Below are 23,581 nucleotides of genomic sequence, written 5' to 3' on the forward strand. Positions count from 1 at the left end.
GCTATGAATACTTATGACCGCTTGTACGTGGCATATTTGTATTATTTCAATGAAATGCGAGATTATTTTGAGTGTCATGAAGTGATGGAGGAGCTTTGGCTGGAGGAAGGCCGAAGCCCGCTATATCAAGGTCTGCTGCAGGTTGCAGTAGGCCTTTATCATCATGCGAATGGAAACGTAAGCGGTTCCATAAAATTATTTAGTGCGGGATTGGATAAATTGTCCAATTACCCTGCAGATGCGCTTGGCATCGATCTCGCCCAACTGCGTGACGACAGTGCCAAATATTTGCTGCAGCTGCATGGCATCCAGCAGGAGATGTTTGCCCCTTATGATTTGGATATCCGCATACTCGATCCCGATCTGCAGACGCTCGTGGACGAAATGAAACTGAATCCGCCGGAGGGTGATCACGACCATGATTGAAGTTCGGCAACTGAGCAAACATTACCGGGTGCATGAGCGTGAGCCGGGGTTCTGGGCTTCGCTGCGCAGCCTATTCAACCGTAAGTTCCGCATCGTGAGAGCGGTGGATGATGTGTCCTTTTACATTCCCGAAGGGCAGATCGTCGCTTTCCTGGGGCCGAACGGAGCCGGCAAAACGACGACGATGAAAGTGCTGACAGGCCTGCTGCACCCTTCCGGGGGCGAAGTGAGAGTCAGCGGTTTTATTCCTTCGCAGCATAAAAAGCAATTCAAGATGAACATCAGCCTCGTCATGGGGCAGAAGAGCCAGCTGATCTGGGATGTGCCTGCCTCGGAAACTTTTCTCGTCAATAAAGTGATCTATGAAATTCCGGATGAAGAGTATCAGGAAACATTGAGCGATCTCGTTCGCTTGCTCGAACTGGAGGACGTTATTCGCAAACCGGTCCGCCAGCTTTCCCTGGGGGAGCGCATGAAATGCGAATTGGCGGCAGCGCTGCTGCACCGCCCGCGCATCGTGTTTCTCGACGAGCCGACGATCGGGCTGGATGTCAATATGCAGGAAGTGATGCGCCGCTTCATTCAGGATTACAATAGCAAATACAAAGCGACGATTTTGCTGACCAGTCACTATATGGCGGATGTGACCGCCCTGTGCGAGCGGGTGCTGGTCATCGGCAAGGGCCGGCTGCTCTATGACGGCGCGATCTCCCAGCTCATCGACACCTACGCGCCGAATAAGCGCATTCAGCTGCAGCTTGCTGAGCGAGTCGAATCCTCGGTGCTCCAGCAAGCGGTAGGCTCACTTGGCCGTGTTGTGGACTTCGCATTCCCGAATGTGGAGCTGGAGGTGCCGCGCGAGCAGGTGTCCGAGCTGTCGGCTAAGCTGCTGACCCATCTGTCCGTGCTCGATTTGACAATTGAAGATCCGACGATGGAATCGGTCATCGCTCAAGCCTTTGAAGCAAAGGAGAGCGGCACAGGGAAGGGAGCGCTGTCGTCATGAAAGCAATGCGGCAGTTTTGGCACAAATACCTCGTCCTGCTGCGGATTGAATGGGCCGTTATGCTTGCCTACCGAAGCGAGTCTTTCATCTGGATGGCCGGAGCGTTCATCCAACCGCTTGTCAGCATGGCGGTCTGGCTCTCCATCAGCGATGGCAATGAGGTTGACGGATTTGACGCGCATGCTTACGTCATCTATTTTCTTGGCGTTCTGCTCGTCGATCGCCTGACCAGCACGTGGGACGTGTGGGATTTGGACGCCAGCATTCAGGATGGCTCCTTGTCGGCCAAGCTCGTGCGGCCATTCCATCCCATCCACTGGAGCATCTCGCAAAACCTCGTGTATAAAGCTTTTTTTGCCCTGTCGCTAATCCCGGTATGGGCTGTTCTCGCGTACTTTTTTCCATTACTGAGACTGGATATTTCCCCCATGATGTACGTGTTGGCGCTGCTAGCTATCGTGCTGTCATCCGCGCTGCGGTTTATCATTGGGTTTAACTTCGGCTTACTTGCCTTCTGGACGAATCGCGCTACGGCGATTTATGGCTTGTACGAGGGCATTCATTTGTTTTTGGCCGGGCGTCTTGCCCCGCTGAGCATGTTTCCGGCTTGGGTGGAGAAAGTGGCGATGTGGCTGCCTTTTTATAGTACGGTCGGTTTTCCGGTGGAGCTGTTGACGGGGCGGTTCGAGCCGGCGTCCCAAGTAGTGCTGCAAAACTTTGCCATACAGTTGGCCTGGCTGCTCCTGCTATGCGTCATTTATCGCTTCGAATGGAAGCAAGGGCTGCAAAAGTACGGTGCTGTAGGCGGCTAACAAAGGAGGGCAACGCGGATGAAGTATATGAGGCTGCTGCGTGAATTTTTGCGAGCTTGCCTGGTGGAAGAGTTCGAATATCGCGCTAATTTTGCAGCGAACTTGCTATCTACGATATTTTGGCTGGCTATGGCTGTGCTGACGGTCCAGTTGTATTTTTATCGCACACAGGAGATCGGCGGCTGGAATTTCTACGAGGTTTTGGTGCTTCTCGGCATCTTTAACGCCATTCACGGCTTTATCGAGTTTTTCCTGCAGCCGAATATGGCTAGACTGGTGGGGCATATCCGCAAAGGGACGCTTGACTTTGTCCTGACGAAACCGGTGGACAGTCAATTCTATATCAGCTTCAGGCATCTGGTGTTTTGGCGGCTGGCGGATGTTGCCTTAGGCCTCGGCTTAGTCGCGTATGCGTTGTTCCAACTGGATAGGCTGCCTACAGTCACTCAATTGCTGCTGTTTTTGATCGTTTTTGCAGCTTCCTTGGTTGTGGTGTATGCGTTATGGATGGGGATGATGATCTTCTCTTTCTGGGCGGTGAAGGTCGATAATCTGTCTTTTCTGTTCAGCTCTTTCTTTGAAACAGCCCGCTTTCCTGTGACGGTATATAAAGGATTGCTGCGGTTTGCGCTGACGTATGTGTTTCCGATTGCCTTTATTACGACGACGCCTGCGGCAGCGCTTATCGGTAGACTGACGGTCTGGCAGGCTGCAGGCAGCGTATTGGTGGCTGTCATCTGCTTCGGTCTGTCGCGCTGGTTCTGGAAGTTCGCCCTGCGCTTCTATACGAGCGCAAGCAGTTAAAAGAAGAACCGTTCCACTAACGTGGAACGGTTCTTTTTGCACATACCAGCTAAGCCTCGAAATTACGCTGCGAAGAAGTGGATGCGGAAGCGGTCGTAGGGTATGTTTCGAAGGCGAGTGTTGCGCCGAAATACGCGAAGACGACATGGATAAGCGAGAAAGAGTAGTCGAAGATGTGGAGCGGGATAAATTTGCCGATGACTAAAATAGCAAGCACGATCAGCGGGGCAAGGCCAACGCTTTTTCGAAAAATTTGCGCGCGATAAGTGGCGAGACCGGTCAATAACAAACCGATAAAAATACAAGGAATAATCGGAATTAAAACAAGCAACTGAAGCGGGAACTTGTCAATGCTCATGTTATTGATTTGATCGGACACCGTTTTGAGGGCGGCCGCATCATGAATGGAGTTAAACAAAATCGGATAGGCGATAATTTGCACCGGTCCATGGAAAATTTCAAACATCATTCCGATAAACAGCAGCGGGAATCCGACCCAGCCCCATGTTCTCAATCCTTGCGATTGGCGAAGAAAAAAGCCGGCTAAGCCTAGCAAAATAAATGTAGACGAAAAAGCGAGCATAACATGGATGTTGACGGCCTGCTGCAAAAACGAAGGGATCGCAGCTACGGATTCGGGCACATCCCCTGCGTGAATCACCTGCCCGACCGCTCCCATGATGCCGCCGATAAACAATGCCCAGCCCGAAAACCGCAAAAAACCTTTTGGTATCCTCATAATAACCAACCTCCTAGTATTTTCCACGCAATTTGTTATACCCTTATCATACGAACCCGTTTTTCCCAGCGAATAGAGGAGGGAGTTCCCGTAACCCGGGAAGTACAATGGGAAATCGAGCGGAGCCTTCCAAAAAGCGTTTACGCTGGCTGTCAGCGACTGCTATAATTTTCTTATCGATGATATTGAAAATGGTGGGGGATAGCATGAAAATCATGCGAATGGCTGTATTCATTCTGTGCTTAGCTACTTTACTTCTGTTTCTTGCGAGCATTCCCGCCTTTTACACAGAAGTCAGCGAACATTGCGCGAGGCAAGTGTGCGCTGCGTATTATGTTCTGCCGCCTGCCGACGGTTGGCTGGAAGCCAATCATGTGAGCGCGGAGCAGTATGCGTTCAGCTATGAGGTCATATACATCCTCTTCGGCTTCGTATTTATCCTGGTAGGTGCGACGATTTTCTATAAAAAGTCGAATGAGCTGTTAGGTTTACTAGGCGCCTTGATGTTCTTTTCGTTAGGCTGCACGTTTACTCCGATTGCCTTTGCGATCTCGGAGCTCCATCCTTTTCGGATCCTGGAATCGATCGGTTTTACAGCGCTTATTTTTTTCTTTTTCTTATTTCCGTCAGGCCGCTTCGTCCCCAAATGGTCTCTCTATGTTGCAATTGTCCTATGTGTACTGCGCGTACCTGGCTTTTTGGCGCCTGGCACCATGTGGGATATGCAGCATTCCGCCCAAATCCTCGGTTTTGTTTGGTTGGTCATCTGGGCCTCATCTATCATCGCGATTCTATGGTACAGGTACCGTAATGAAATGGGCCCGCTGGAACGTCAGCAGACGAAGTGGGTCGTATACGGTATCTCGCTTGCACTGATCGGTCTTGTCGGCCTAACCGTTATTTACCTTCTTTGGCAAACAGATGTTGATAACGATCCGTACCTGACATATGCCTTGGAATGGGGAATTCATCTCAGCATGATGATCATGCCCGTTACGATGCTGATGGCGATACTGCGGCGCAAGCTGTGGGATATTGATCCGCTCGTCAATCGGACGCTGGTCTATGCGATATTGTCCATTTGCGTGATTAGTGTATATGTAGTTAGCGTTTGGTATATTGGAAAATTACTGCGCTCACAGCATCATTTATTCGTATCGCTAGTCGCCACCGGTATTGTGGCTGTCATGTTTGCTCCCGTGAAGGAGAGGCTTCAAAGGTGGGTAAACCGCCTGATGTACGGGGAACAGGACAATCCGCTGTCCGTTTTGACAAAGCTGGGCAAGAAGCTGGAAGAGCCGCTGCCGCCGGAAGAGGTACTGACCGTTGTTATCCGAACGATACGGGAGGCGCTGCGTCTGCCCTATGGCTATGTAGCTTTCGCCCAACATGGTGAAGTATGGATGACGATTCAGGACGGCAAGCCACAAGCGGAATGTGTGGAACATTCGATCATTCATCAAGGTGAAGTCGTAGGCAGCTTATATCTTGCGCCACGCGGCACGGGTGAAACGCTCACGCCTTCCGATCAGAGCTTCTTGGAGCCGCTCATTCGTCAAGCGGGCGCGATCGTCAAAGGCGTCAAAGTTTCTTTGGAATTGAAGCAGCTGGCCGCCGATCTGCAGGAGTCCAGAGAGCGATTGATTATTGCACGAGAGGAAGAGCGAAGACGTTTGCGGAGCAATCTGCATGACGATCTTGCCCCCCGCTTAGCCTCCCTGGCGCTAACGGCGGCAGCTGCGGAGGAACTGCTGGTGACGGACGCTCAGGCGACGAGAACGATTCTAACAGACTTGAGAACCACGATCCGCAGCACGGTCGCTGAGATCAGGAGCATGGTGCACAATCTGCGCCCACCGGCGCTGGATGAATTGGGGCTGATCGGGGCCATTGAGGAAAGAATCAAGGATGCTCAGGCTCCGGTACGGAGCGCCCAAGAATGGGCGGGCATGCCTAAGCTGCAGTTTCAGTTGGCAGTGCCGACTGCGCTGCCTGCGCTGCCTGCAGCTGTAGAAGTAGCCGCCTATCGCATCATCACGGAGGCTATCGTCAATGTTGTCCGTCATGCGAAGGCGAATATGTGCCGGGTAAGCCTAATTGTCGATGAGCCGAGCGGGATGCTGAAGCTTCAAGTGGAGGATGATGGCGTCGGTCTCGAGACGATGACAAAGAAGGAGCGAATCGGCGGAATCGGACTGCCGTCTATGAGGGAGCGTGCCGAGGAGCTCGGCGGTACTTACAGCATCGAGCGTATATCGACAGGTGGGGTGCGCATTACAGCACGGCTGCCTATGAACTTAGAGAAGGAGGAAAAGGGATGACACCTTTACGAATTGTCATTGTTGACGACCATCCGCTATTCAGACACGGAGTTCGCACGTTGTTTAGTACGATACCGGATCTGGAGGTGATCGGTGAGGCGGCCAGCGGTGAGGAAGCCATTCAACTGGCTGACGAGCAGAAGCCGGATGTGATGCTGATGGACATTCGGATGACAGGCCTCAACGGTATTGAAGCGACAAGGCGGATCGTCAGCGCGGACCCGTCGATTCGGATATTAATTCTGACGATGTTTGAGGACGATACATCCGTCTTCACAGCCATGCGGGCCGGCGCCAAGGGCTACGTGTTGAAGGACGCCGAAAAGGATGAACTGCTGCGGGCGATTCGTGCGGTAGGCAGCGGTGAGGCTATTTTCAGCAGCGGCATTGCTTCACGGATGATCGAATATTTCTCCATGGTGCGCCCGGCTGCACAGGAGCAATTATTTCCCGAGCTGTCCGCGCGTGAGCGGGAAGTGCTGTATCTGATGGAGGGAGGCTCGACGAACGCACAAATTGCTCATAAGTTGGATCTGAGTGCGAAAACGGTGGCCAACTATGTCACGAACATTTTGAATAAGCTGCAGGTTGCCGATCGGGAAGAGGCGATGCGTCTGGTCCGAGAGTCGAAATCGCAGCCATAAATAAAGAAAAGCAGCGGGCCTCCGCTGCTTTTCTCGTTCATTTAGCCTTTATATTTCTGGAAAAATGCCTTAAACATATCCGGCGTATTGCCGCTTGAGGAGCCGCCTTCCGGTACGCCGCCTTCGATGCGTCCAGCTTCTACACCGTCTTTATAGTAAACAAGCGTCGGCGTGAATTGGATGTTGTACTTTTGCCAGCCTTCTTTGAACTCTTCGAGGTTAAATTGTTTCACATCGAGGCCGAGTTCCTTTTCCATCGGGACAAGCACGGGAGTCGTCACTTTGCAATGCGGGCAAGTCGAAGCATAAAAATATTGGAAAAAAGATTCCTTGTTTTTCAAACGTTTATCTAAATCTGCCGGCAGAATAACATTTTGGTAGTTCGGATCGTTCAATTGCTTGACTGTTTCAGGGTTGAGCTTGGAAACGGCGACGCCATACGGATTATAAGGATAGTCCTTGCTATCCGCTCCCGATGGCTTGTTCGACTGTTGATTGACGATGTATAAGCCACCGAACAAAATTACGACAATACCTAAGTAGATGAGCAGCTTTTTCATTATGCACCTCTTTTATGAAATCTTCTATTCTTTTTTCTAGAGAGAGTATAGCATATCCTGTTGTTTTTTTGAAAAAAATTGGCTGTTTGGTGACAAGTCAGCTATAATACCGATAGGTTTAAGGAACAGCAAGACGGGAAAGGGATAGATGTAGCATGAATAACAAACTGCCAGCCGCATTTCTTGAGAAAATGATGGATTTATTGGGCAGCGACGAGTTTGAACGATTCCTCGAATCTTATGACCAGCCTCGTGTCTACGGTATGCGGATCAATACACAGAAAATCGAAATTCCCGAATTTTTGGAAAAAAGTCCGTTCGCATTGACGCCAATTCCGTGGGTTTCGGAAGGCTTTTATTACGAGGAAGGACAGAGGCCAGGCAAGCATCCCTATTATCATGCGGGGCTTTACTATATTCAGGAGCCGAGCGCGATGGCGCCGGTCGAATTGCTAGACGTTCAGCCCGGAGACAAAGTGCTTGATCTTTGTGCGGCCCCCGGCGGGAAATCGACTCAGATCGCGGCCAAGCTCAAAGGGGAAGGCGTTCTGGTTGTGAATGATAACCATTCCGATCGGGTTAAGGCGCTGGTAAAAAATCTGGAGCTGTTTGGCGTGCGCAACGCTGTTGTGCTGAATGAGAAGCCGGAGCGGATGATCCCGGTTTTTCGCGGCTACTTTGATAAAATCTTAATCGACGCCCCCTGCTCGGGAGAAGGCATGTTCCGCAAAGAAGAGGATATGATGTCCCAGTGGCAGCGCCATTCGGTGACGGAATGCTCGAGCATGCAGCGCGAGATTCTCGGACAAGCTGCTCAGATGCTGGCGGCAGGCGGCTATATCGTATATTCGACGTGCACGTTTTCGCCAGAGGAGAACGAAGCGCAGATTGCCGAGCTTCTGGATCGGCATCCCGAGTTTGAGGTCGTGCGTATCGACCGGGCGGAATTCGCGCCAGGACGGCCCGACTGGGTCCGGGCGCCTTGGTGCGCGGAGGACGCCTATTCGGAGCAAGCGCTTGCGGCGGTCGCCGGCACGGCCCGGTTGTGGCCTCACCGCTTGAAGGGTGAGGGGCATTACGTCGCCCTGCTGCGCAAGCGGGATTCGGCGCCTGGGGAGATGGCGCCGGCTATGGAGGCTGCCGCTGCAGTGCCGGCGGCAGGAGAGCGCAAGCGCAGCGGCCGGGAGGCGCTGCGGCGTGGCGGCCGCGCGGAAGCACCGCGCGCGGCGGTGAGCCTGGAGCCGCTGCAGGCGTTCGCGGGCGAGCTGCTGCGCAGCGAGCCCTTTGCCGCCGCGCGGCTCGTGTGCTACGGCGACCATGCGTATGCGTCGCCGGCGGGGTTGCCCGAGCTGCACGGACTGAAAGTCGTGCGCCCGGGCTGGTACATCGGCGCGCTGCATCGCGGCCGATTCGAGCCGTCCCATGCGCTGGCGATGGGACTGCGGTTTGACGAAGCCAAGCGGGTTGTTAGCTTGGCTTTGGGGGATGCGCGAGCCCTTCGATATTTGAAGGGCGAGACGCTGGAGGTCGCGGAGGAGGAAGTGATCCGCGACTCGGATACGGGCCAGGCAGCCAAAGGGTACTGCCTGGTGTGTGTGGACGGGCATCCCGTCGGCTGGGGCAAGTGGCACGACGGGATGCTGAAGAACGAATACCCGCCAGGATGGAGGTGGACATAAGCGCTTATGAAACAAACACAACGGCTCGATAAAATACTCGCCCACATGGGCCTCGGCACGCGTTCTGAACTGAAGCGCCTAACGAAAGCCGGGGCGATTGTTGTCAACGGCGTTAAAGTGAAAGATAGCGGGATGCAAGTGAATCCCGAAAAGGATCAAATTTCGGTAAACGGCGAACCGGTCATTTATCGCGAGTTTGTTTATTTGATGCTGAATAAACCGCAGGGCGTCGTTTCCGCGACGGAAGATCATCGCGATCGCACGGTCGTGGATTTATTGGATGCGATGTATGCACCATTTGAAGTCTTTCCTGTCGGCCGTTTGGACAAAGATACAGAAGGTCTCCTGCTCCTGACCAATGATGGCAAATTGGCGCACAATTTACTTTCGCCTCGCAAGCATGTGCCCAAAACCTATTTTGCCAAGGTAGAGTGGGAGGTCACGGATACGGATCGAGAAGCGTTTGCGCAAGGTGTTACGCTGGATGATGGCTACCAAACGCTTCCTGCTGTGTTGAACATTTTGAGTGTAGGCAGTAAGTCGGAAGGGCGACCATCGGAGATTGAGCTCACCATCATGGAAGGAAAGTTTCACCAAGTGAAACGAATGTTTCAAGCCGTAGGGAAAATGGTCGTGTACTTGCAGCGCATCTCGATGGGGCCGCTGGAGTTGGATCGAAGCTTGCGATTAGGCCAATCTCGTGAGCTAAGTGAAGAGGAATTGCTGGCGCTGCGCAATGCTCATGAGGGTACAGAAAACTAAGCATTGAACGTTTTGCTAAATTGTGGTATTTTATATAACAGATAGCAGTATTTTTATATTTTCGTGCGGAAGGACCGCTCTCCCCCTTGTTGTAGATGACAGCGATGGGTTGGGCGGTTTTTTTGTCTATGATCAATTTCAATTTCAGTCTACTAACGAGAAGGAGGCGTGAAAGGAAGTATGAGAAAAAAGATGATGTTGACTTCAGTTTTGTCAGTGTTTTGTTTTACTGGTTGCCAGTCTGTTGAAGCGACGACGGAGGCATTGAAACATACAGGGAAGCCGGCGGTGGTTAACATGATTCATTTTCAAGATATGGCTTCGCATTGGGCTGAATCCTCTGTAAGGAACGGCGTTGCCAAAGGATATGTAGACGGCTACGAGGACAGCACGTTTCGACCGGAACAGCCTGTTACCCGGGGAGAGTTTATTAAGATGGTGATGACCGCGATCAAGTCGCCTGTTGACGGAACCGCGGGCGGGGCGGAGTGGGCTAAACCATATTTGGTGGCGGCTGGCCATAGAGGGATTTGGCGGGAGAATGATTTTGCGGTGGAACAGCTTAACGAGCCCATAAGCCGATTGGAGATGTCGCGAATTGCGTTACGGGCTGCTGATTCAAATCTGCAAAATAAAGCTATGCAGATGGATGATCGCTCGATTATGTTCAATTCCGCCAAAAAAGGCTTGATTCAAGGCTTGGCTGGCGGTGAGTTGGGCTTAAATGAGCCGACTACCCGGGCGCAATCGGTGACGATGATTGAACGTGTGTTGACAGTTCTGGATGGTGGGAAATTGCCGGTTGATAAGGCGGCTGCGAGTTATGCGGAAATTGAGTTGAGGGGGAGCAACTTTGAAACGATGTGGGGGATTCGGGTGAAGGAGTTTCCTTATGACTACCATATTGGAGAAGGATTTGATATGACGATAAATAAGGTCGTTGTAATTGATCATTCGGATTCGAATTCTGCTTACTTTGATCTTTATAAGGACGGTTGGTTAGGTAATGGAACGAACTCGTATACTATGGCTTACGATATAACATTGAAGAATTCATCAATAAAGGATCATTATATTTTTTATCCAAGACAGTCAATCGGTACCGTTGATTACGGGACTTCTTTTAATAAAGAAATTGAGTTAAAGTCTTCTATTTGGATGGATCAGATTGGTGAATATCAAGGATGGCTGGGTTTTAATGTGAAAAAAGAAACTATTGATAGAATATTAAACATAGGGAATTCACCAAGAGTAATTTTAGAGGTTCAATCGGAGTCTCTTGACTTCGGCATCAGGAAGTGATTGTCATGAGGAATATACCCAATAGGATAGTTATGTTTACTATTTTAGCTTTAATAATACAACTTATTTTTCCTTTATTCGATCTTTCTTCATATGCTTCAGTGCCTCAAACAAAACGAATTTTTATCAATTTTGACAACGTTACTGCTGACAATAATCAGAGGGAATATGTGTTTTCAGAAAGTAGTAAGTCTTTTACTTTTAAATTAGATGGGCTGGTTACAGGTGAAATAAAGTCCTGGAAACTATTCGTTAATAGCATCGATAAGAGTTTAAATGCAAATTTACAAGGTTACAATTTAAACGTTAATAATGTGCAAGGCCAATTAGGAACTCTTTATGCCCAACAAAAAACGAATCCTGGTCATCACATCTACAGACTCCCATCAGGAATAGGTTGGGAGCATAAGGGGAAATATACACCTATCATGCAATTTGATGCAGATGTCTCCACTTATGAAGGAAAGACCTATTCCCAGTATCCGAGTTTAATTCCCATACAGGGACATGAGAAGGGGAGTACGGCGATGGTGGACTATCCATCTGATCTGAGATACGATGGCACAAAGGGGGTAGCCCCGAATTGGAGAGGATATGGGGCAGGTGTAACCGCCTCTTACGATCCGCTACCACCATCAATTTTTTATAAAAGCAAACAAGATTATTTAAGTAATAGTCAAGATACTGTGAGCCTCACTAGGCTTGATAGAAGTTCAGTTCAAATTATTGGTGGATATGCAAGGAGTGACCTTTATTCAAACGATGTAATTCCATATGATTGGGGAAGAACAAATAGTGGTGAAAATTATATTAAAATATTTAGAAAGTTCGAGAATCATCTCTTAGAGGGAATAGATTATCTGAAAGAATCAGACCCCACAGGCAAACCCTACGGTGAAGATCGCAACTACCTGATGGAAATCCAAACTGAATGGACAGCCAACGCCTACTTCTACTCCGGCTACATCGATGTCACCTACCAAGAAATCGACAAGCCGGATTTAGTCGCTGTAGATATTGTCCCTTCCGTATCCTGTTTTCAAAACGGGGATAACGTCAAGTTCGAATACCAGCTGAGAAACATAGGCACAGACATTTCAACTTCATTTAAAGTTGAGATCCGGGTGGATGGTGTTTTACTCAAGACGGATGACTGGACGGGGGCAGCAAGTGGAGTCGGGCTTGGCCGAAGTTTCAGCTATATGTTCACCTCCCCATTGTCGAAATCAATTACCATCCATTTGGATTCGGCAGGTGTCATTGATGAGCAATCAGAAGGCAATAACACGATGACCCAAGTTTTCACACCACAAACTAGCTGCGGGTCAATAACGAAGCCTGAAACGGTGAATGGTGATTTCGTCATCGAAAAATCGAGGTTACCATTCGGTGAAGACAATACGGTGAAACTGGTCAATATTTCCGTTTCCGGTGGCGATGGATGTGCTTACTTGAACAGTGAAGCTAAGTTTACACAAGGGGCCAACACCTTGGTCACATCGACGAACGGAATGGTGTTCGCCTTTAACGGCATCCCCTATCCCAAAGGAATGGGAGTAGGAACCATTCATGTGAGTGTCTCCATTAAAACGACATGCGGAACTTACAAAGACCTCGGCAGCAAAACCTTCGAGATTTATATTGATGATTCAGGCCCTAACAGTCCACCTGTATTTGAAGCAGGTTTTGTTCAGCGCGGCGATGTTTACGCAACACAAGCACTCGTCAATGTTACGGTAGGTACTCTGGTAGATTTGCAGATTTTGCACACACCATCCATCCCGCCTAATCAAAAAGCCACCCCATACGATCCGGACGGCGACCCGTTCATCTATAGTTGGGATTTTGATAATACGGATGCAGAGTGGGTTAAAGCCAAATATCAAGAAGCGGGATGGTGGCAGCATGATGAGCGGTACAGTTATTTTATTCCTGACCAATTAGGGACCTTCCATATCCAAGTAACGGCCACAGACTATCGAGGGGCTTCCTCCACGAGGAGGGTTACCCTAAATGTCATTCCTCCGAATCCGATCCCCATCATCACGGTCCCACCTAAAATCGTTGAAGGCAGACCATTCACTCCGGACTTTTCAGGCGCAAACAGCTACAGTCCATTTGGTTACAGTATCGTTAAGTATCTTTGGACTAATAAAAAGGCAGTCTATCCATTTGCTGGCATGGAAAATGTCACATTAGATGTTGTTGACTCTAATGGATTACACGCGTTACATCCAGCAACTGCCCAAGTGAATATTTTGCCGGATTTACCGCCAATTATTGAAGTTGCCTTACCGTCCGTAGCGATCCGTAACGTGGCATCCAATTTTATTGATCACACCTATAGCCCCGATGGAGATGTGATTATAACGCATACGGATACAATTGTTTGTGATGCAAACCAAAATGGCATATTTTCCGATGATCCAGTGACTTCTGTTACACCAGATGAGGCCGGGAAATTCCAGTTCATGGCGAGCGTTGTCGGCAACTGCAGGCTGCATGTTGATGCCAAGGAGGATTGGGGCAAAAGCGCAAGCAAACAATTTGACTTCAAAGTTATTAATCAGCAGCCGACTGTGCAGGCATCCCTAACAGGCGAACAGCCCATTCCTCCAAACATAACGACAGTAAAATATAGAACAAAAGATTTGCTAGACATTACAAATTTCGGTGTGGATGATTTCACAAATGCTTCCAGATATTCTGGTTTTTATTACGATGCAACGGAAGACGCGTTAGCTGCGCCAGATCGAACGGACATGCTTTATTTGGCTCCACAGAACAATGAGATCGTTGCTGACACGAATATGTTGAACATGACAAGTTATACAGGTGAGAATGCTTTCATACCGGACTTCGGGATTACCAATCGAGCCAGTGAGCATGTCTGGTACAATCAAGCTGTTGATGATGGCTGTGAAAGTGGCTGGTGCTATCCTTCAAACCCTGTTAACCTATTCATGTTTAATGACCAGACGCAAACGATCATAGATTATAAGGCACCGACAGCACCAGGTAGTTACTACGGTGGAACAGGGCTTTTCTATATGAATCCTGAGCAGGATACAGTCGCTTTTATGGCTTATCCCGGCTGTGCAGAGAGATATAGATATGAGAATACTCCGGCTCCATGGGACCAGTATAATTTTAAGTTCTCTTCACTAATGACTGGCGCATTTACACCTTTGTCTAAAACAAGCGGCACGTACTCCATGTTCAATTGTAAAAGCGGCCCATTCCCGCAGCCTCAATCACCTTATCAAGACAGGCCAAACCCCTTACATGCATCCTCTTCTGTGCCATTTAACTTGGACATAAATGGCGTTAAATCGACGAATTCTGAATTTGCAATGTCACAAGCGACGGATAGACGCGGAAATTTCTATGCAACCTTTTTACATATTCAGGACTTAGGTGACGGCGCTAGCATTCACAATATCCAACTGGAAAAATTCGACTCATCCGGGCACCTCGTTTGGAGATCACCTAAAGTAGTGTCTAAGACCGTTATGTTCAGTGACCCTAGTAAGCCCAAAATAGTTGTGAAATACACGACACTTGATGATTCTAAAATTGTAACGAGTGACGGTATTTATGATAATCATTCAGGGGCATTTATTGGAACGTTACCCCAATCAAACTCTTATACCAATGTGATTCAAATATACAATGATATTGTCTATTATGCAGACATAAATCAAAAACACACGTTATTTAATTTGAATACCGATGCGATCATTACTATGCCTTACAGAGGGCAAATATCCTCCGATGGAAAATTCGTATCTTTTAATTCTGCAACAATGAACATTGATGTAGCGGATGTTTTCACGGGGAGTTTGTTATATACGTTGCCCCTCAATGCACCTTCAGGATTTAATAATTACATCAACAATAAAAGTGGAATTGATATCTTTATGACCGGTGATGGCAAATACAAAGTTAGACGCTCAGAAAACGCCAGCAGTAGTCGTATTTCCTATCAGGTATTCGGTGTTTCTACGATTCCGCAAGTCAAGACTTCAGCATCTTCCTATAGCTATGGCAACATCACGGATAGAAGCAGGACCTTTTACGATGGTAATTTGTACCTGTCTATGAAATATGCACGAGATAGCTATAGCGAATACAGCGGGGCAGGCATTTCTTTTCGTGTGCAAGATCATAAAAATATGTACCGGGCCGAATTAACGACGAAGGGTGTCATCCTAGCCAAAATTGTTAACGGAGAAAAAACAATACTGGATAAACAGACAAATCCGTTGACGTTCGGTCAATACAACACATTAAAGGTTCAAACGAAAGCAGACCGAATTGTGGTCTATGTGAACGGTGTTCCTTTTATCAATGTAAAAGATTCCGCTTTTAGTGCCGGTAAAATCGGTTTATACGCCGAAGCGCCCAACGTTTGGCTCAAAGGCTTTCGTTCGGAGATTTATGATGCGAATAGCACAAGAATCGCGAATACGGTCATTGTCGACTCCGAAATTCAATATGATTCCACTTATTCGGATCCTGAGAACGATCCTTTCATTCCGGACTTAACCACATGGACCTATACGAATACGGCGCCTGAAAAGTTTTTGGATGCCGGAGACGGCCACTCCGATACGAATACAACGAACGCTTACGTGAATGTGAAATCTACAGGTACCATCCCTATATTGCATAAAGTCGGCTTATTTGCCATCGACTACACGGAGACAGACGATCCAGCCCCGGCTGAATATCGTTATCCGGTCCCTCTATACAAAGACTTTCGCCAAACTTCAGATCCGGCCACGAATGTACTTATCGTTCACCGTCAGCCTGTGGCGCTTTTTACTGCGGAACAGTATGCTGATCATACCATTGTATATCATGACCAAAGTTACGATCCTGACCGATGGCTGAATGCTGCCCAATATTCGCATGAAAAAGCGGAGTATGCCAGCAATCGAGGCATTTATCAGCAGCGGTTCAGCTATTCAACGCCTAGCGGAGACTATTATGAAGGCAAAATGGTTCGTCCAAGCGAAACGGGCACCTATACGCTGCGACAAGCGGTAGCAGATGAATACGGGGCTTGGTCAAATTGGTACGAGGTCGAGCTCTATGTGGATGCGCTGCCAGTCAATCATCCGCCGACGGTCGTGTTGACTTTCCCGACAGGGACGTTTAATCAGCCGACGCATGTGACCTCGCTGACACCGGAGATTGCGTGGAATCAAGCGGACCCGGACGTAGCCACTACATTCACGCAAGCCCGCATTCTCGTGAAGGACGAGCAAGGACATGAGGTGCTTGACCGAACTTACCAGCAGAACACCACATCCCAGAATGGCAGCTGGCAAGTGGATACAGCACTCAAAGCTGGAGGGAAATACCAGGTACAGGTGATGGTTGCAGACGATGGCGGTTCATGGTCATCATGGTCTAATGTGGGGTGGATGGTGACGAATCGTCCGCCAACTGCGGTGATGATGATTCCAAGCGGTACGCAGGAAGTACCAACTATTTTTGATAGCGTACGTCCAACATTCCATTGGCATCAAATGGACCCTGACGCAGAGACGGAATTTAGTTACTTCCAAATGCAAATAACGAATGAGGCGAATGACACACTGATTTTGGATTCTGGCCAGCATTGGCAAAAAACTAGCTCTGCATTAGGCACTTGGACAGCCAATCAAGATTTGCCGGCAGGCCAAAAGCTGCGCGTCAGGGTTAGAGTGTATGACGGTCATGTATGGTCAGACTACTCTCCACAGACTTGGTTTTATATCAATCGAGCGCCTGTTGCCGATTTCGACTGGTCGCCGAAGCCGGTTTGGGAAGGGGATACCGTTCAGTTCCACAACACGTCCTATGATGCTGATGGGGATGATCTTTCTTATGAATGGCATATTCTTGGACCTGATGCCAGCGTGCAGAGCTTATTTTCGCGAAACTTCTCGCGGCTGTTCCTGCAACCTGGCTCTTATCAAATAACGCTGACGGTTTCTGACGGATACCTGCAATCAACGGCAGTTCAAACGGTTGTCGTTAGTCCCCTAGGCATTCATGCGGACGTTAACTATACGGATGAATGGCGCAAACTGCATGAAGAGATGGGGCATCAGACCGAACAGCATCCGAAATCATTTTATTCTGGAGAGATATTCGTCGTTTCGGTGCACAGTTCACCTGCGCCTGTGGAACACGTCATGGCCTGGATCGATACGACTGCGTTGGATGGGCATTCTTTATACGTGTGGGAAAGTTTGGTCGAGTCCGACGAAGATGCGACATTATTTCTAGGCGAGTTGTTTGATCCCAAGTTCCAGTCCTATACGGAAGGATTACCACCAGGAACGCTGGACGTGCATTTTCAGATTCGGTACCAAAATGGCGTGGTGAGAACAGCGGATGTTCCCGTTCAGATTATCGGCAACGTCAATCAATCGGTAGGCGTGCATCGCGTCCAATAATGCACCCAAAAACGCAACCAGGGTGTCTTTAATAAGCTGTCTTTTTTGTAAATGAGATGAATGCCTGGGTTTCCTGTGGTACAATAGGGCAAAAATAGATGGTGAGGGAGAGAGCCATGAAGTTTAAACTTATCGCACTGGATGTAGACGGGACTTTGCTCGATGATGACCATAACTTGACGGAGCGTACGAAACAGACGATTCAGGACGTTCATGATGCTGGATGCCATATTGTACTATGTACAGGAAGGGCCCCGGCGAGCACGCTTCCTATTTTGCAGGAGCTTGGACTTGAAGGTACGATGATTACTCATAACGGGGCTGCTACCGTATACGCGGATGAAAAGGGACAGGCGCTCGTCAACGAGTTCACGTTTACCTTGAGTGAAATTCAGCCGATGCTGGATTACGTGAGAAGAGAAGGCATTCATTTTGACGTATGTACCCCGTTTAATATGTACATTGAACGCATTGGCGAGGAAGAAAGATTGATGTACCAGAAGTATTTGATCAGCCCGAAGCTCGTCACCGATGTGACCGAACTAGGTATTCCGCTTGTCAAATTGACACTTTTTGGCCAGCCGGAGGTGCTCGACCGGGTACAGCGGGAATGGGATGAACAGAAGCTGTACGGAGATCTGCGCATGATTCGCAGCGGCGATCTATTCATTGATGTGATGAGCGCAAAAGCGAACAAAGGCAATGCCCTGAAGGCGCTGGCGGATGAGCTGGAGATTGAGCCTGAGGCGATTATGGCGATCGGCAATTATTATAACGATATGGAAATGATGGCTTTTGCCGGATTGGGCATCGCGGTTGCGAACTCGCCGGAGGATGTCAAGCAGGCGGCTGACGAAGTAACAGCATCGAATAACGATGAAGGCGTTCATCAAGCGCTGGTGAAATATTGCTTGGAGCTGGTGTAAGCCTAAATAGCTAGTACGCTAAACAAAACCCTCAATATGAGGGTTTTTGTTATTTTTAGGCTGTTTACTCGCGATGGTGCCTACTGCTGCTAAGATTGTCTAACCACACATAATATGGGCGAAAATGGGACAATCTAGAATTGAATGAATGATCTGTAGAGGAGGCGAATCAAGTCGTGACCCCTATCATGCTAAGGACAGACCTGAAAACGGCAGGCGGAGAAGTCTGCGATATTATGTACAATGAGGAGTTTGTCGGAACGTTAATGCTTGTTTACAGAGAGTCGGATCGGCTGACAGGATCCATTCAACTGGAAGAGCAGTCCTTGAACGATGACCAAAAAGAGGACGTGTACGCTTTCTTGCAATCGTACATTCAAAACCTGATGGATGCTCTTGCCGTCAGGGAATGTGAGGTGTTTGCCACTTACAGTGATTATGATTATGTCATTGCCACGAATCACGCGCTGCAAGAACCGGCCTCAGACTGGGAGGATGATGCCTACGATCTGCATGATGATGAAATGGATTATGAGTGGGTCAGAGACGAAACACGCTTTGACGACATAGATCCTGAGAATCGTGAAGATGTAGATATGATTCAAGCGCGTAAGACGGAGCTCGGCTATGAACTGGTTATCGTCGGCGAGAAACGGAACAGGGTATCGTACCATGTGTACGACAGAGATTCCGAAATCGTTGCAGAAGCGGATCTTTTCATCAATGGAACCGAAGTTGTCGGCGATATCGAGTGGGACTTTGATCCGTTTGAAGAAGAAATGGACCAGGTCGCGGATTTGCTCGTTTCTGATTTTAACGATGCGGAACATAATACCTTTGTTTTGAACATGAATTATAACGGTGAAACGATAGATACGATTGAAATGACGCATATCGAGCTCTTGGATGGCGATGAAGAGATATGGTCCGAATTCACAACGACGCCGGATCGCGACGATTACTCAATCATTTTGGCTCGTGATGATGGCGATACGTTAACTTATGAGATATACCAGTTATCTTACGGCGACTTACCGATTGGCACAGCGACGATCGACATCAGCGAAAAGCAAATTACGGGTTTCATTGATTTTCGCGAGCCTGGCAATTCGAACGATCGTGAGTTGATCGCCATGCTGCTGATGGAGGAGCTGGAGAAGGAAAAAGATTACAATACGTTCAATCTCTCGATGCTCTATCGCAATAAATTGATCGAAGAGATCATGTTTGAGTCTGAACAGATCCACTAAAGGAACAAAAAAAGAAGGCATGCGCCTCCGAACGGAGAAGCGACATGCCTCCTTCTTTATTTATTAAAACGAGTTGGATACCGTGATTTGATCCAAGGAAAGACGGCCGGATGGGCGTCCAGGCGCAGCAGGCAAGCCTACGCTAATCAGCATAACAGGCACATAACGGGCAGGAACGTTGAAGGCTTCAACGAATTTAGCCGCGTCATATCCTCCCATTGGGCAAGTGTCATAGCCCATCGCTTTAGCAGCGACCATCAGCTGCATAGCGGCAAGGGATGCGTTCTTGATCGCTTCATCGCGGGCAACTTGCGGATATTGATAGGCGCCTTCGATTTGGCCAACCAAGTTATCGTACAGTTCTTTAGTAATAAATCCGCCTTCAACCGCAGGGCCGAATACGAGCGGAGCATTTTTGTTCGCTTCAAGATCACCCAGAACAGCGATGACCACAGAGCTTTCAATAACTTGTTTTTGGCCGTAAGCGATTGGCAGCAGCTTTTCTTTGTGCGCTTGATCTTCGATGACAACCAGTTTCCAGTGTTGAAGGTTCCAAGCGGATGGCGCTTGGGAAGTGGAAGTCAGAAGCTGTTCCAGATCTTCCTTCGGCATTTTGTGACCTGCTTGATATTGTTTAACGGAACGGCGGTCAGCAAGAACTTGTAAAACTTCGGATTTAACAGTTTGTTGGCTCATTTGTATAATTCCCTCCATAAATAAAATAATTTCATTATAGTTTCTTTCTCAGTGGAAAAAGCATTCAGGAAGTCCTGTCAAAAAAGATGCCAATGGAACCTTATTGAGGATTGGACTGACGTTCGGCCTTCCCTGCATTTGGGAAAAAACTGTAATGGAGTAAGTAACAATTTACTGTAATCATAAATGTTATAGTTTGAGTTGTCAAGGGGCTCTTTTCCGCTGTCGGAAAATGTTGGATAATGGAACGAGGAAAGGGGAGACTCCTGTTTGAAAATGACGCAAGAGCAATTGAGTCATCTCATATTTTTATCTGAAGTTGTGCTGACAGCGGACAAAAAGAGCCTCATGGATGAGACTCTTCAATGTTTATTATATATAGTGAAATCACTAGAGGAAATTGACCTCCCGGACTCCGTGGTGCAGCAAATCGAAAGCTTGATCCAGATGATCGAACATGATTTGCGCGAGGAAAATGAACGTGGGCAGGAGATCCGCAGCCATCTGGACTGGCCTCAAAGCGGACGGCGCAACCCTTTGGGGTAATGGTTCTTGATTTGTCCGCCGCTTTCCTTCCCCCAACCGAGCGGGAAGCCGTCAATCGTGATGACAACCCAGCCGTTCTCATTGCGGCTGGTGGTTAAAGCTTCGCCGCGTAAATAAGCTTCGGCTTCTTTGGAATCGGCTGCGAGATCATACGTGCGGGCTGAACGCAGCTTGTCCTCTGTTAAGGCCAGCGCGAGTGCATGCGACGGCTCGAACCGGTTCTTTTTCAACTCCCCGACATGCAGCCCTGGACGCAGCACCTTCAAGCCATTCAGTTGCACACTGCCAATCGCGCCGACGGCTGGAAGCATGTACAACTGCTCCCCATAAAGCACTGGCTCAGCCGGGCTATCCCATTCCCAATCTGGTAGCACCTCTTGGCAAAATTGCCCGAAAAGCTGCTTTGCTTCTACGATCTGTTTATTCGCTTTTGCCGGTTTATCCTTGCCTTTCGCTTTAACACCGCTCCTGTTGTCTACGCCATGATCAGCATCACCGCTGCTCTCATTTTTCTTCAATAAGGCGACGAAATGCCCTTCGCCCTTCTGTTTATGCGGCCAAATCCGTTCCGTTTGCAGGAGCGTAAGTTCAGGGAACCTCTGCAGCAGTGCTTCAATGGTAGCTTCATTTTCAGCTACATTAAAAGTGCAAGTGGAGTACGCCAGCAATCCTCCATCTTTCAGCATTGCTACAGCATCAGGCAAAATATCCATCTGCCGCGCCGCACACATCCGCACATGATCCAAGGACCACTCATCAATTGCGTCAGGGTCTTTGCGGAACATACCTTCGCCGGAGCAAGGAGCATCGAGCATAATTTTATCGAAAAAGGCGGGGAACTTCGCGGCCAGCTTATCAGGCGCGGCGCTCGTCACAACCGCGTTTTGGATGCCCATGCGCTCGATATTTTCCGATAAAATCTTGGCGCGGGCCGGATGAATTTCGTTGGCGACGAGCAAGCCTTCGCCGCGCAGGCATCCGGCGATTTGTGTGGATTTGCCGCCGGGAGCGCCGGCCAGGTCGAGCACGATCTCGCCGGGAGCGGGCTTCAGCAGCGCCACAGACGACATCGCCGACGGCTCCTGAATGTAATAGAGGCCTGCGGCATGATACGGATGCCGGCCAGGACGCTGCGGCTCCTCGTAGTAATAGCCTGTCTGGCACCATGGCACGGGCTCAAGCTGGAATTCGCGAATCAGCTTATCCGCAAACGCGGATCCTTCCTTGATCTTCAGCGTATTAAGGCGCAGCCCCTGAGTACGCGGCAGCCGGTAACTCGCCAGGAAGGCTTCGGCCTCAGCGCCGAGAATAGCTTTCATTTGTTCTATATATTCAGATGGCAATTGCAGCATAGAAATGTGACTCCTTTATGAAATTAAGGAATAATAGGGGAAACAGGAATTATTATACCCGTTCTCATGGATTGTGAGAAGTCAACCAACCGTGGTATAATGAAAAGTATTGTTTTTTCATAGACGAGGTGATAGATATGGGGTATGAAATCCCAAGAGATGTACAAGTTTTGGGGCGCGACATCACGGAGAATCAACTTAAATATCATCACAAATCCGTATTGGTTTCCAAGGAATTTACGTTTGATAGTGCGCATCATCTGCACTGTTATGAAGGAAAATGTAAAAATCTGCACGGGCATACCTATAAACTGCAAGTCATTATGCGCGGTAAAGTAGATAACCGGGGGATCGCTATAGATTTTGGAGATATTAAACGTATTGCTAAGGCGCGTGTCATTGATAAGCTGGATCATCAATATTTAAATGAAGTGCTGCCGCCGATGAATACAACGGCTGAGAATATGGTCGTGTGGATTTACGAGCAGATCCAGCAAGGGCTGGTGGAAGAGCAGCTGTATCCAGCGATTATGCTGGAAGAAATTCGACTGTGGGAAACTCCGACCAGCTACGCGGCTGTGACCCGCGCAATGATGGAGGAGGAAGCGTGATGAATGACTATCGCATTCCGATGGTGGAAATTTTTGAGACGGTTGAAGGTGAAGGGACCCGGGCCGGGTTCCCGACCATCTTTGTCCGTCTTTTTGGTTGCAACCTGCGCTGTACGTGGTGTGACACGAAGTACAGCTACCCGCCGGCGGAAGCGGAGAATGTGCTGACCATCGCTGAAATTGTCAGCGAAGTCAGCAAATACCGCTCCCGGCATATTTGCCTCACAGGCGGCGAGCCGCTCCTGTATGGCGACAAATCGCTCGCCTTGGTCGAGGCGCTCGCGGCACTTGAGCAGGTCGACGACCTGCACATCGAGACGAATGGCGCGATTGACTTGGCGCCGTTCGTCAGCCGGATCGCTTCGCCGAAGGTGCGATACATTATGGACTTTAAGCTGCCGGACTCCGGTGAGATGGGGCAGATGGTCATGAGCAACCTCGGCCTGCTGCGCAAACAGGACGAGCTGAAGTTCGTGATCGGCAGCGACGAAGATTTCCGCACTGCGGTTGAGGTGCTGGCAAAGCATCCGACGAAGGCGCTGCCGATGTTCTCGCCGGTTTGGGAGACAATGCCGCCGCGCAAGCTGGTCGAGCTGATGCTCCAAGCCGGATTGTCCGGTGTGAAGCTGAACATGCAGCTTCACAAAATCATTTGGGACCCGGCGATGCGCGGCGTCTAACAGCATTTAGATA

19 protein-coding genes are annotated in these 23,581 nt (G+C 49.1%); 15 read left to right on the plus strand and 4 right to left on the minus strand.

Going from position 1 to position 23,581, the window contains the following annotated elements; genetic code table 11:
- The first annotated feature begins 3 nt into the window (after positions 1-3).
- From O9139_RS14005 to O9139_RS14020, 4 genes are read left to right on the plus strand one after another with little or no spacing between them, the layout of a single operon-like run.
- On the plus strand, positions 4-426 hold the full coding sequence (locus O9139_RS14005; protein WP_270880097.1) for a DUF309 domain-containing protein: 423 nt from the start codon (positions 4-6) through the stop codon (positions 424-426).
- On the plus strand, positions 419-1,432 hold the full coding sequence (locus O9139_RS14010) for an ABC transporter ATP-binding protein (RefSeq protein WP_270880098.1): 1,014 nt from the start codon (positions 419-421) through the stop codon (positions 1,430-1,432). Before O9139_RS14005 ends, O9139_RS14010 begins: the two co-directional genes overlap by 8 nt.
- Positions 1,429-2,244 (plus strand): ABC transporter permease, encoded by an 816-nt coding sequence (locus tag O9139_RS14015; RefSeq protein WP_270880099.1) that lies wholly within the window; start codon positions 1,429-1,431, stop codon positions 2,242-2,244. The genes O9139_RS14010 and O9139_RS14015 overlap by 4 nt, the downstream gene beginning before the upstream one ends.
- Positions 2,245-2,262: 18 nt before the next feature.
- Positions 2,263-3,048 carry an ABC transporter permease gene (locus O9139_RS14020; protein WP_270880100.1) on the plus strand — a complete coding sequence of 262 codons (786 nt, stop codon included), beginning with the start codon at positions 2,263-2,265 and terminating at the stop codon, positions 3,046-3,048.
- Positions 3,049-3,097: 49 nt separating this feature from the next.
- On the opposite strand, the gene O9139_RS14025 is transcribed toward O9139_RS14020, so the two are convergent.
- The gene (locus O9139_RS14025; RefSeq protein WP_270880101.1) at positions 3,098-3,787 is read right to left on the minus strand and encodes a hypothetical protein; all 690 of its coding nucleotides are present in this window, start codon (positions 3,785-3,787) and stop codon (positions 3,098-3,100) included.
- A 206-nt stretch (positions 3,788-3,993) separates the two neighbouring features.
- Here O9139_RS14025 and O9139_RS14030 point away from each other — a divergent pair, with 206 nt between their 5' ends.
- A complete protein-coding gene (locus O9139_RS14030; protein WP_270880102.1) occupies positions 3,994-6,108 on the plus strand; it encodes a sensor histidine kinase in 2,115 nt (704 codons plus the stop codon).
- The gene (locus tag O9139_RS14035) at positions 6,105-6,752 is read left to right on the plus strand and encodes a response regulator transcription factor (RefSeq protein ID WP_270880103.1); all 648 of its coding nucleotides are present in this window, start codon (positions 6,105-6,107) and stop codon (positions 6,750-6,752) included. Before O9139_RS14030 ends, O9139_RS14035 begins: the two co-directional genes overlap by 4 nt.
- Positions 6,753-6,793: 41 nt before the next feature.
- On the opposite strand, the gene O9139_RS14040 is transcribed toward O9139_RS14035, so the two are convergent.
- On the minus strand, positions 6,794-7,312 hold the full coding sequence (locus O9139_RS14040; protein WP_270880104.1) for a thioredoxin family protein: 519 nt from the start codon (positions 7,310-7,312) through the stop codon (positions 6,794-6,796).
- A 155-nt stretch (positions 7,313-7,467) separates the two neighbouring features.
- Here O9139_RS14040 and O9139_RS14045 point away from each other — a divergent pair, with 155 nt between their 5' ends.
- The 6 genes from O9139_RS14045 to O9139_RS14070 all read left to right on the plus strand — a co-directional run bounded on the left by O9139_RS14045 (position 7,468) and on the right by O9139_RS14070 (position 19,683).
- The gene (locus O9139_RS14045) at positions 7,468-8,991 is read left to right on the plus strand and encodes an RsmF rRNA methyltransferase first C-terminal domain-containing protein (protein WP_270880105.1); all 1,524 of its coding nucleotides are present in this window, start codon (positions 7,468-7,470) and stop codon (positions 8,989-8,991) included.
- Between the two features lie 6 nt (positions 8,992-8,997).
- A complete protein-coding gene (locus O9139_RS14050; RefSeq protein WP_270880106.1) occupies positions 8,998-9,753 on the plus strand; it encodes a pseudouridine synthase in 756 nt (251 codons plus the stop codon).
- A gap of 180 nt (positions 9,754-9,933) precedes the next feature.
- Positions 9,934-11,055 (plus strand): S-layer homology domain-containing protein, encoded by a 1,122-nt coding sequence (locus O9139_RS14055; RefSeq protein ID WP_270880107.1) that lies wholly within the window; start codon positions 9,934-9,936, stop codon positions 11,053-11,055.
- A 32-nt stretch (positions 11,056-11,087) separates the two neighbouring features.
- A complete protein-coding gene (locus O9139_RS14060; protein WP_270880108.1) occupies positions 11,088-17,507 on the plus strand; it encodes a PKD domain-containing protein in 6,420 nt (2,139 codons plus the stop codon).
- 116 nt (positions 17,508-17,623) lie between these two features.
- The gene (locus O9139_RS14065; protein ID WP_270880109.1) at positions 17,624-18,433 is read left to right on the plus strand and encodes a Cof-type HAD-IIB family hydrolase; all 810 of its coding nucleotides are present in this window, start codon (positions 17,624-17,626) and stop codon (positions 18,431-18,433) included.
- A gap of 176 nt (positions 18,434-18,609) precedes the next feature.
- Entirely contained in the window at positions 18,610-19,683 is a 1,074-nt protein-coding gene (locus O9139_RS14070) for a hypothetical protein (protein ID WP_270880110.1), read from the plus strand.
- Between the two features lie 63 nt (positions 19,684-19,746).
- Here the strand turns inward: O9139_RS14070 and O9139_RS14075 are convergent, their stop codons facing one another.
- A complete protein-coding gene (locus O9139_RS14075; protein WP_270880111.1) occupies positions 19,747-20,379 on the minus strand; it encodes a nitroreductase family protein in 633 nt (210 codons plus the stop codon).
- Between the two features lie 276 nt (positions 20,380-20,655).
- Here O9139_RS14075 and O9139_RS14080 point away from each other — a divergent pair, with 276 nt between their 5' ends.
- Complete coding sequence (locus O9139_RS14080; RefSeq protein WP_270880139.1) at positions 20,656-20,925, plus strand: hypothetical protein; 270 nt, start codon at positions 20,656-20,658, stop codon at positions 20,923-20,925.
- Here O9139_RS14080 and O9139_RS14085 read toward each other — a convergent pair.
- The gene (locus O9139_RS14085) at positions 20,895-22,277 is read right to left on the minus strand and encodes an RsmF rRNA methyltransferase first C-terminal domain-containing protein (RefSeq protein ID WP_270880112.1); all 1,383 of its coding nucleotides are present in this window, start codon (positions 22,275-22,277) and stop codon (positions 20,895-20,897) included. The genes O9139_RS14080 and O9139_RS14085 overlap by 31 nt on opposite strands.
- A gap of 137 nt (positions 22,278-22,414) precedes the next feature.
- Between O9139_RS14085 and queD the strand changes: the two genes are divergently transcribed.
- Together queD and O9139_RS14095 are read left to right on the plus strand one after the other, a co-directional pair.
- Positions 22,415-22,888 carry a 6-carboxytetrahydropterin synthase QueD gene (queD, locus tag O9139_RS14090; protein WP_270880113.1) on the plus strand — a complete coding sequence of 158 codons (474 nt, stop codon included), beginning with the start codon at positions 22,415-22,417 and terminating at the stop codon, positions 22,886-22,888.
- Positions 22,888-23,568, plus strand: coding sequence for a 7-carboxy-7-deazaguanine synthase QueE (locus tag O9139_RS14095; RefSeq protein ID WP_270880114.1), 681 nt, complete (start codon positions 22,888-22,890; stop codon positions 23,566-23,568). Before queD ends, O9139_RS14095 begins: the two co-directional genes overlap by 1 nt.
- Positions 23,569-23,581 lie beyond the last annotated feature (13 nt).

Source organism: Paenibacillus aestuarii (assembly GCF_027789125.1).
Taxonomy (GTDB): domain Bacteria; phylum Bacillota; class Bacilli; order Paenibacillales; family NBRC-103111; genus Paenibacillus_E; species Paenibacillus_E aestuarii.

Coding starts and splice junctions, on each gene's coding strand:
- O9139_RS14085 (WP_270880112.1), bottom strand. CDS start 22,277: ATGCTGCAATTGCCATCTGAATATATAGAACAAATGAAAGCTATTCTC.
- O9139_RS14035 (WP_270880103.1), top strand. CDS start 6,105: ATGACACCTTTACGAATTGTCATTGTTGACGACCATCCGCTATTCAGA.
- O9139_RS14020 (WP_270880100.1), top strand. CDS start 2,263: ATGAAGTATATGAGGCTGCTGCGTGAATTTTTGCGAGCTTGCCTGGTG.
- O9139_RS14055 (WP_270880107.1), top strand. CDS start 9,934: ATGAGAAAAAAGATGATGTTGACTTCAGTTTTGTCAGTGTTTTGTTTT.
- O9139_RS14075 (WP_270880111.1), bottom strand. CDS start 20,379: ATGAGCCAACAAACTGTTAAATCCGAAGTTTTACAAGTTCTTGCTGAC.
- O9139_RS14010 (WP_270880098.1), top strand. CDS start 419: ATGATTGAAGTTCGGCAACTGAGCAAACATTACCGGGTGCATGAGCGT.
- O9139_RS14080 (WP_270880139.1), top strand. CDS start 20,656: ATGACGCAAGAGCAATTGAGTCATCTCATATTTTTATCTGAAGTTGTG.
- O9139_RS14005 (WP_270880097.1), top strand. CDS start 4: ATGAATACTTATGACCGCTTGTACGTGGCATATTTGTATTATTTCAAT.
- queD (WP_270880113.1), top strand. CDS start 22,415: ATGGGGTATGAAATCCCAAGAGATGTACAAGTTTTGGGGCGCGACATC.
- O9139_RS14095 (WP_270880114.1), top strand. CDS start 22,888: ATGAATGACTATCGCATTCCGATGGTGGAAATTTTTGAGACGGTTGAA.
- O9139_RS14045 (WP_270880105.1), top strand. CDS start 7,468: ATGAATAACAAACTGCCAGCCGCATTTCTTGAGAAAATGATGGATTTA.
- O9139_RS14025 (WP_270880101.1), bottom strand. CDS start 3,787: ATGAGGATACCAAAAGGTTTTTTGCGGTTTTCGGGCTGGGCATTGTTT.
- O9139_RS14060 (WP_270880108.1), top strand. CDS start 11,088: ATGTTTACTATTTTAGCTTTAATAATACAACTTATTTTTCCTTTATTC.
- O9139_RS14040 (WP_270880104.1), bottom strand. CDS start 7,312: ATGAAAAAGCTGCTCATCTACTTAGGTATTGTCGTAATTTTGTTCGGT.
- O9139_RS14030 (WP_270880102.1), top strand. CDS start 3,994: ATGAAAATCATGCGAATGGCTGTATTCATTCTGTGCTTAGCTACTTTA.
- O9139_RS14050 (WP_270880106.1), top strand. CDS start 8,998: ATGAAACAAACACAACGGCTCGATAAAATACTCGCCCACATGGGCCTC.
- O9139_RS14065 (WP_270880109.1), top strand. CDS start 17,624: ATGAAGTTTAAACTTATCGCACTGGATGTAGACGGGACTTTGCTCGAT.
- O9139_RS14015 (WP_270880099.1), top strand. CDS start 1,429: ATGAAAGCAATGCGGCAGTTTTGGCACAAATACCTCGTCCTGCTGCGG.